This window comes from Pseudomonas sp. P5_A2_2 (genome assembly GCF_054177685.1).
This window is the reverse complement of sequence record NZ_JBGCUL010000598.1, coordinates 1-2815: the sequence shown is the minus strand read 5'-3', so window position 1 is coordinate 2815 and position 2815 is coordinate 1. Positions and strand designations below refer to the sequence as shown.

Here is a 2815-nt window from a genome sequence, read left to right as displayed (position 1 = left end):
CATCAAGGCAATTCGGGTGTCGGGTCTCAATGCCAGCAGACAGAGAACGAAACCCAGAAACCCCAAGGAAAACCAGGCCATCGGCACGCCGCCAGGCATCTTGTAGATCGATTTCGCATGCAGTTCAGGACGAGTTTTGCGATAGGCAATGTACGACGCGAGAATGGTCGACCAGGTGAAAATCACCAGGATCGCCGACACGGTAGAGACGATGGTGAATGCGGTCATGACTTCTGGAACGATGAACAGCAACAACACGCCCACCAGCATCAACAGTGTGGTGAACGCCAGGCTCAGCAGAGGCACGCTATTGCTCGACAGACGCCGGAAAATCCCCGGAGCGTTGTCCTGATTGGCCAGTCCAAACAGCATGCGACTGGATGAAAATACGCCACTGTTGGCCGATGAGGCGGCGGATGTCAGCACCACAAAGTTGACGATACCGGCTGCTGCGGGAAACCCTGCAACCAGAAACAGCTCGACGAAGGGGCTCTTGTTGGGCGAAACCTGTTGCCAGGAAGTCACTGCAATAATGCAGGCCAGTGCCAGCACATAAAACAGGATGATTCTCAGCGGAATCGAGTTGATGGCTTTAGGCAGGGTCTTTTCGGGGGAGCGCGTTTCGGCGGCTGCGGTGCCGATCAGCTCGGTGCCCGCAAATGAGAAAATCGCCATCTGGAACCCGGCAAAGAAACCGAACAAGCCGTTGGGGAAGGCGGCCTGTTTATCCAGCAAGTGGTTCAGGGATGCGGTGACGCCACTGGGTGATACAAAGGAGCTGGCAATCATCACCATACTGACGCCAATCAGGGTGACGACGGCAATGATCTTGATGATCGCGAACCAGAACTCCACTTCACCGAAGAGCCTGACAGTCAGAACGTTCAAAGCGAACAGTGTCATCAGCATGCCGATCGCCGGTATCCAGGCGGGTACATCGGGGAACCAATACTGAAAAAATCCACCCACCACGACTGCATCACCTATCACTGCAACGCTCCAGCTTAGCCAGTATGACCAGCCGAGAAAGAATGCTGCGCGTGGGCCAAGATAGGCACCGGCAAAATCCGCGAAGGTTTTGAAGTTCAAGTTGGAAAGCAACATTTCGCCCATGGCGCGCATGACGAAGTAGACAAACAGACCGATGATCATATAGATGAGGATGATCGACGTGCCGGAGAGGGCGATGATCTTCCCGGAACCCATAAACAGACCGGTACCGATGGCACCTCCCATGGCCATTAACTGAATGTGACGATTGCTGAGCGTGCGCTGCAGCGCGGGCTGTTCAACCCGCTCGGACGGAGTCGATTTCATTACAAAACCTCTTGATTTTATGTTTTTGAGTTTTGGCAGAAAAGTGGGTGTCTAGCGTTCTTGTTGGAGATGCAACGGCTACTGACGGTGGTGGTTTGCGGGCGGCAGGGTTGGTCGTCCACTCACACGGTGAATAGCCCCTTGGCACTTTGCTCAGAGGCATCACCGATGGCTATCAGCTCACTGTGCGCAGGCGTGAGGGGACGATTGCTGGCGGTTGATCAAGCAGTTGGTATAGGTTTTTTATGTTGGCAGGCGTCGGCACCAGATGGATGCGCTCACCGATGGCATGCTCCCGCGCCAGATCGTGCACGTAGCGCAGCGACGAAAAGTCTTCGAGGGCAAAACCCACCGAATCGAACACGGTGACCTGTGCGTCGTTCTCGCGGCCTGGGACTTCGCCCTGAACAATCCGAAAGAATTCGACGACGGGAGAGTCGGCTTCCAGCTGTTGAATGTCGCCTTCAATCCGGGTTTGCGGTTCGAATTCAACGATGACCCGGGCATTGCGCAGGATGTCGGCGTGCAGTTCGGTTTTCCCTGGGCAGTCACCACCCACGGCATTGATATGCATGCCGGGCTCGATCATCTCGGGCGTCAGAATCGTTGCATAGGCCTTGTCTGCAGTGACAGTGGTGACGATGTGCGCACCCTTGACCGCTTCCTGTACCGAGTTGGCCAGAATCACTTCAATCCCCGGGAATGCGGCCAGGTTGTGCTTCAACTTGAGTGAAGCATCGCGATCGATATCGAAAATGCGGATTTCCTTGATGGACAGCATTTCGTGGAAGGCGAGAGCCTGAAATTCGCTCTGGGCGCCATTGCCGATGATTGCCATGGAGCTTGCACCAGAGCGCGCCAGGGACTGCGCAACCAGGGCGGAGGTAGCAGCAGTGCGCACGGCTGTGGTCAGCGTCAGTTCACTGAGCAAGGTTGGATAGCCACTGTGGACATCGGCCAGGACACCGAAGGCCATGACCGTCAGCAAATTGCTTTGACCGTTGCCTGGGTGACCATTCACGTATTTGAAGGAGTACTGTTGGCCATCGTCGGTGGGCATCAACTCGATCACACCGTCGGCCGAATGATTGGCGGTACGGGGCGACTTATCAAACTGCGCCCAGCGCAAATAGTCCGCTTCGATATAAGTGGCCATTTCGCGGATTGCCCGGCGGATTCCCACCGTGGCGAACAGGCGTGCAGCATGATCGACGTCTATAAAAAGAGTCATGTTTTTATTCTCCGATTCAATAGTTGAAGCGTTGCGATTCAGGGGATGGATGACTCAGGCGCGTTTGCTCTCGTAGCCATGCAGTACGTTGACCGCATTGATCCCGATCTCATCGACCATGTAGCCGCCTTCCATGACGAATAGAGTGGGGCAGCCGACGCTCGCGATCAGCTCTCCGATGCCGATGAAGTCTTCACTTTCCAGCAGGAAGTGACTGATGGGGTCGTCCTTGAACGTGTCGACGCCCAGTGAAATAACCAGCACTTC

At 55.3% G+C, this 2815-nt stretch carries 2 protein-coding genes and 1 pseudogene; all 3 read right to left on the bottom strand.

What is annotated here, in order from left to right; genetic code table 11:
- Window positions 1-1317 (bottom strand): amino acid permease (locus tag ACXRVY_RS22855; protein ID WP_458238310.1); only part of this gene is annotated, 1317 nt, incomplete at its 3' end.
- A 175-nt stretch (window positions 1318-1492) separates the two neighbouring features.
- Complete coding sequence (locus tag ACXRVY_RS22850) at window positions 1493-2548, bottom strand: ornithine cyclodeaminase (protein WP_223462269.1); 1056 nt, start codon at window positions 2546-2548, stop codon at window positions 1493-1495.
- Window positions 2549-2602: 54 nt separating this feature from the next.
- Window positions 2603-2815, bottom strand: a pseudogene (locus ACXRVY_RS22845) (histone deacetylase family protein); the annotation flags it as partial.

Coding starts and splice junctions, on each gene's coding strand:
- ACXRVY_RS22850 (WP_223462269.1), bottom strand. CDS start 2,548: ATGACTCTTTTTATAGACGTCGATCATGCTGCACGCCTGTTCGCCACG.